Source organism: bacterium (assembly GCA_040757115.1).
In the GTDB taxonomy this organism is placed as follows: domain Bacteria; phylum UBA9089; class CG2-30-40-21; order CG2-30-40-21; family SBAY01; genus JBFLXS01.
Genome location: JBFLYA010000236.1, coordinates 1 through 5,789 on the forward strand (window position 1 = coordinate 1; position 5,789 = coordinate 5,789).

Sequence of the window (5,789 nt, forward strand, 5' to 3'; positions counted from 1 at the left end):
TGTGGAAAACAACAAATTTCCATAAATTTCTATTAGTTTCTATTAATTTCAATTTTTTTAATAATATCTCCCTATCTCCTTAATCTCCACATCTCCTTTTGTTACACCACCTGAACGCTTACAAAAATCTGCGTCATACGAACTTTGGAACTTGGAATTTGGAATTTATTTGGTATTTGGTGCTTGTAATTTGGAATTTCTGCTTGGATGCTTACAATCCGTCCAGTAAAAGATATGGGTAAAGATTAAATATTTTGCTGGGGATGTATTCTTGTGGTTTATATTTCCCAAAATTTCCATTTCTTAAATTCGGGCATAACCGCATAATTAGTCATATCCAGATGAAGTGGGGTAATCGAGATTTTACCTTCTTTAATTGCTCTAACATCTGTTCCTTCCGCCCCTTCTTCATCCATAACACATTTACTGCCAATCCAGTAATAAACCTTTCCTCTTGGGTCAGTTCTTTTAATTAATTCTTCCTGATATGTGCGTTTTCCCAGATGGGTAATAGATACACCTTTAATTTCTTCTTCAGATAAATTAGGCACATTGATATTTAAGAAAGTATGAGATGGTAGCCCGTGTTTTAAGATAAGGTTAGCAATTTTGCAAGCAAATTTTCCTGCAAAATCAAATTTTAGGTCTTTATAATCGCCCATTGAAATAGAAAAAGAAGGTATATTTAAAAGTGTTCCTTCCATAGCCGCAGAAATCGTGCCTGAGTAGGTTACATCCTCACCTAAATTAGGACCTGGGTTAATGCCAGAGACGATTAAATCGGGTCTTTTGGGTAAAATACCTAAAACACTGATATTGATACAATCCGCGGGTGTTCCATCCGTTACAAAGGTATCTTCATCAATCTCGTCAACACGGATAGGATGCGTTAAGGTCAATGAATGTCCTGATGCACTCCTTTCACGGTCAGGGGCAATAATCGTTACTTTACCCACCTTGCTTAAACTCTCTCGTAAAATATGTAATCCTTGTGCCTTTATCCCATCATCATTAGTCAGTAATATGTTCATCTAATCTTTAAATATACCATATTGAACTTCCTATGTCAATAAATTTTCTCTTGACGAAGTAATAATTTTGTGATATAGTTATAATCAATAATTATTTAACCAATTACTATATGGCTTCACGAAATTAAAAACAAGTAACTAACTACCATTCACCAGTTACCAATTGCCAAAAATAAGGAGAGATGATGAAATTTAAAAATGGAATTTATCCAAAATTAACTGATTTAATTGACCGTTCTACACTTAAAGAAATTCAAGATAGTTTAGCTCAAACATTTGAAACAGGTGTAGTAATTATAGATAGAAAAGATAAACTGCATATTCCATTGGGTAGCGTGAATAAATTTTGTATGTGTATTAAAGGAACTAAAGAAGGCAAAAAAAGATGCAGTGAATTTTTAGATAAAATAAAAGAGATAGATAAACCCAAAGAATTAATTTGTCCAATGGGCTTATCGTGTCTGGTTACCCCAATAATCACTGATGAAGTCTTGATAGGATGGATAGTTGTAGAAGGATTACTTACTTCTCGTTCAAAGGTTTCATCTCTGGTTAAAAAATTACCTTCTGAATTTGATATTGCCAGACTAACTTCTGTTTTAAAAAGAATGAGTGTTCTTTCTAAAAAGAATATTGAGGCACGAAAGACACATCTTTTTTCCATTATTCATCTAATATCTACCTTGTGTCACCGAAAGTATCAACTGGATAAAAGAAACATAGAACTTTCAGGATTATTTGAGATAAACAAAACTATTATTTCAACGATGGATTTAAGAAAGGTGCTTATGTCCATAGTCAATGCCGCGGCTACAACTATGGGTTTGAAAAAATGTGCCGTTAGATTGTTAGATGAAAAAGGTAAAGCACTTGTTATGACCACTTCTTGTGGATTAAGTAAGGAGTATCTTAAAAAAACAGAGGTTCTGGTAGGAAAGAGTATTGTAGGAAGGGTTGTTAAGGAGAAAAAACCTATATTTGTCAGCAATACTCAGGAAGATAAACGACTTGAAGACCCATCTAGAACACGGAAAGAAAATATTGCCTCATTACTTTCTGTGCCGTTAATCTTTCAAAATAGAGTGTTAGGAACAATCACTGTTTATTCCAGCCAAATACATAAATTTACAGATGATGAAATTGATGTTCTCTCTAACTTAGCCGACCAGGCGGCGATTGCTATTGAAAATATACGATTATTTGTGTTGAGAAGTGAAGGAATAATTAGTATCACCCAGTCATTAGGAGAAACGATTGAGGCAAAGGATACCTATACAAAAGGGCATTGTGAAAATGTGGCAAATTATGCCGTAGCTATTGCCAATAATTTAGGATTACCTGAAGACCACTTAAATGATATTTACCTGGCGGGATTGTTTCATGATATAGGCAAAATTGGTGTAAGCGAAAAGATACTTTTGAAACCAGGTCCATTAACATTAGAAGAATTTAATGATATGAAAAAACATCCAACGATTAGTGTCAATATTTTATCTCCAATAGACTTTAATAAAGAAATCCTTTCTGTTGTTCATCAACATCATGAACGAGTAGATGGTAAAGGGTATCCATATGGTATTTTTGATATTACTTTAGGTGCTCGAATAATAGAAATAGCCGATGCCTATGATGCAATGACATCTGATAGACCATACCGTAAAGCATTATCTAAATCTGATGCAATAATGGAATTGAAAAGATGTGCCGGAATGCAATTTGACCCGAAAATAGTTGAGGTATTTATAAAAATATTGGAGGAGGAAAAAGAAAGTCAATAGTGATACCCTATCTTTACACTAATTCCTTACCCATAGTTGCCAGACTTAAGGAGCTATATTTTACACCTCTTGTTGATTTTAACTGATGTGCCAAATTTTCAATTTCATCAGATTTTCCTTTGACAACGACTATCTCCAGACAATTATCATGGTCAAGATGGATATGCTGGGTAGAAATAATCAGATGGTGAAAATTATGTTGGATGTCCATTAAGGTATTCACCAGCTCTCGCTGGTGATGGTCATAAACAAGGGTAATTGTTCCTGCAATTTCTTTTCCTGCTACCCATTCCTTTTTTACCAAACTTTCCCGAATCAAATCACGAATAGCCTCAGAACGATTGGTGTAATTTTGGGAATGGATAAGTTTATCAAACCTTTCCAGAAGTTTTTTATCCAGAGAAACTCCAAACCGAATTAATTCACTCATTGAATACCCTCCTTTTTTTTCACCGCAGAGACGCAGAGAACGCAGAGAGAGAGATTATATTTTTCTGTGACCTCCGCGCCTCTGCGGTGCATTACCCCTTAATCTGGAAATGTGCCAGGTTCAATTCACAATTGAAGATATCCTCCCTTTTTAAGATGTGTGTAGGCTAAGGCAGTGGCTTTTCTGCCTCGTGGTGTGCGGTTGAGGAAACCAATCTGGATTAGAAATGGCTCATAAATATCTTCAATCGTAGAAACATCCTCGCTTACCGCCACGGTTAAGGTATTAAGTCCAACAGGACCTCCACCGAATTTATCAATCAATGTCTCCATAATTTTGCGGTCCATATTATCCAGACCTATTTCATCTATTTCAAATGCAGATAGGGCTATATCTGCTATTTGTTTGGTAATTTTACCTTCGCCTTTTACCTCTGCATAGTCTCGTATTCTTTTCAGGAGTCGATTAGCCACCCTTGGCGTTCTCCGACTGCGTTTGGCAATTTCCCAGCTGGCTTCTTCCTCTATTTCAATCCCTAAAATCTTTGAAGAACGATTGATTATCTTAAACATATCTTCTTCTTCATAAAATTCTAAGCGATTAACCACGCCAAATCTATCCCGAAGTGGTGAGGTTAGTTGTCCTGCCTTTGTTGTGGCACCGACTAAGGTAAATCTGGGTAAATCAAGTTTTATTGACCTGGCAGAAGGTCCTTTGCCAATCATAATATCTAATTTAAAATCTTCCATAGCTAAATATAGCAATTCTTCTACGGTTCGATTTATTCGATGAATCTCATCAATAAACAATACATCTTGTTCTGCAAGGTTAGTCAAGATAGCGGCAAGGTCACCGGGTCTTTCTAAAATAGGTCCTGAGGTCGTTTTGATATTTGTGCCCAGTTCGTGAGCAATAATATATGCCAATGTCGTCTTCCCCAATCCTGGCGGACCATAGAGCAAGATATGGTCAAGAGATTCCTTTCTCTTTAAAGCCGCTTGAATAAAAATAGACAAATTCTCTTTAATCTTATCCTGCCCAACAAATTCAGCCATCTCCGCTGGACGAAGACTTTGTTCAATCTCTTTATCTTCAAAAGTTAATGTTGGAATAGTTAATCGTTCTTCGGTCATATTAATCTCCTGTATTTGTTATTTGGAATGCGGAATTAATTTTTTTAGTTCGGTATTCCTACTTCTCACTTCCGCATTCATTAATTGGCATAAATGATTTTATCAGGAATTTCATTTTATGTCAACAAAATTTCTATCCGCTTACCCCTTAGTAAAAAATGTCTTGACTTTTTAATGTTTTTCATGGTATATTTTAAACTAATTTTGTAACCGTTTAGATAGTAATTCACCGCAGAGACGCAAGAGTTTACAGAGAAGACATAGAAATAAATCAATTTTTCCCTCTTGAGAGGGGGTAGAAGTCTGTTTTTCTCTGCGTCTCTGTATCTGTGCGGTGAACGGTTACGACGAAAACACTAAATACATACAATCGTCCTCTTACCTTTTTTGAGGTATTTATGAAAACTATTGGACTTCATATTTGCTGTGGAATATGTGGAGGTGGGGTTGTAGAAAGATTAAGAGAAGAAAGGTTTAAAGTAATCGGATTTTTTTATAACCCGAACATTTATCCAGAACAAGAGTATAAAAGGCGTCTTGAAGTCGCCCAACAAGTCTCCCAAATCCTTGATTTTGAATTGATAGAAGGCGAGTATGATAAGGATAATTGGGTTAAACTTACTGAAAACTTAAAGGATGAACCTGAAGGGGGAAAAAGATGTGAGGTATGTTTCTGGATAAGGCTAAATGCAACTTTTAAAAAATTTAGAGAATTAAACATTCCATATTTCGCAACAACCTTAACTGTAAGTCCACATAAAAATAGTGTGCTGATAAATAAAATAGGACGGGATTTGGGTGGTGAAGCCTTTCTTGAGCGTGATTTCAAGAAAAAGGAAGGGAGTAAATTAGCGATGAATTTTGCTAAACAACATAATCTCTATCGCCAGAATTACTGTGGCTGTATGTATAGTATAAAGGAGGTAAGCGTTCAGCAGTCAGCCATCAGTTGTCAGCATGTAGCCATCTTTTAGCTAAAAAAGCAAACTAATTATCGGGGCTCGGGACTCGGGACTCGGGGCTCGGGGCTCGGGACTCGGGGCTCGGGACTCGGGGCTCGGGACTCGGGAATAAAAGAATTCCTTAACCCTTAAATCCGAACCCCGAACCCCGATTTTCAGGGGAAACGGACATGAGCCAGGGCTCACAAAGGGCAATGAAAATGGGAGAAGGACAACCCCCTAACCCCCTTTATTAAGGGGGAATATGTGTTCTAAACCAGAGGATACGAGTCTGTGGATACTATACTAATTCGCTAATCTCTAATTCACTAATTCGCTATTTTCAGGGGAAACGCTCATGAGTCTGCGACTCACAAAGTCTTATGGTGAAATGTCAAGTAAAAAATTAAGTTTTTTTAAAAATATTTTTCTTGACTTATATCCCTAAAAAGGCACAAAAATAGTATGTTCGGATA

General features: G+C 36.3%; 6 protein-coding genes. 2 read left to right on the plus strand and 4 right to left on the minus strand.

Annotation, left to right across the window (positions count from 1 at the left end):
• Positions 1–278: 278 nt before the first annotated feature.
• Complete coding sequence (gene surE, locus AB1422_15840) at positions 279–1,031, minus strand: 5'/3'-nucleotidase SurE (protein ID MEW6620781.1); 753 nt, start codon at positions 1,029–1,031, stop codon at positions 279–281.
• Positions 1,032–1,213: 182 nt separating this feature from the next.
• Here surE and AB1422_15845 point away from each other — a divergent pair, with 182 nt between their 5' ends.
• On the plus strand, positions 1,214–2,809 hold the full coding sequence (locus tag AB1422_15845) for an HD domain-containing phosphohydrolase (GenBank protein ID MEW6620782.1): 1,596 nt from the start codon (positions 1,214–1,216) through the stop codon (positions 2,807–2,809).
• A 13-nt stretch (positions 2,810–2,822) separates the two neighbouring features.
• Here the strand turns inward: AB1422_15845 and nikR are convergent, their stop codons facing one another.
• A complete protein-coding gene (gene nikR / locus AB1422_15850; GenBank protein ID MEW6620783.1) occupies positions 2,823–3,239 on the minus strand; it encodes a nickel-responsive transcriptional regulator NikR in 417 nt (138 codons plus the stop codon).
• Positions 3,240–3,364: 125 nt separating this feature from the next.
• Positions 3,365–4,372: a Holliday junction branch migration DNA helicase RuvB gene (ruvB, locus tag AB1422_15855; GenBank protein ID MEW6620784.1), complete on the minus strand. Its 1,008-nt coding sequence runs from the start codon at positions 4,370–4,372 to the stop codon at positions 3,365–3,367.
• Positions 4,373–4,770: 398 nt separating this feature from the next.
• On the opposite strand from ruvB, the gene AB1422_15860 reads away from it, so the two are divergent.
• On the plus strand, positions 4,771–5,346 hold the full coding sequence (locus AB1422_15860; protein ID MEW6620785.1) for an epoxyqueuosine reductase QueH: 576 nt from the start codon (positions 4,771–4,773) through the stop codon (positions 5,344–5,346).
• On the opposite strand, the gene AB1422_15865 is transcribed toward AB1422_15860, so the two are convergent.
• Positions 5,347–5,520 (minus strand): hypothetical protein, encoded by a 174-nt coding sequence (locus AB1422_15865; protein ID MEW6620786.1) that lies wholly within the window; start codon positions 5,518–5,520, stop codon positions 5,347–5,349.
• Positions 5,521–5,789 lie beyond the last annotated feature (269 nt).

What these genes read in the sequence shown, in the direction of transcription:
- surE (MEW6620781.1), bottom strand. Translation starts at nt 1,031, where the DNA reads ATGAACATATTACTGACTAATGATGATGGGATAAAGGCACAAGGATTA.
- AB1422_15845 (MEW6620782.1), top strand. Translation starts at nt 1,214, where the DNA reads ATGATGAAATTTAAAAATGGAATTTATCCAAAATTAACTGATTTAATT.
- nikR (MEW6620783.1), bottom strand. Translation starts at nt 3,239, where the DNA reads ATGAGTGAATTAATTCGGTTTGGAGTTTCTCTGGATAAAAAACTTCTG.
- ruvB (MEW6620784.1), bottom strand. Translation starts at nt 4,372, where the DNA reads ATGACCGAAGAACGATTAACTATTCCAACATTAACTTTTGAAGATAAA.
- AB1422_15860 (MEW6620785.1), top strand. Translation starts at nt 4,771, where the DNA reads ATGAAAACTATTGGACTTCATATTTGCTGTGGAATATGTGGAGGTGGG.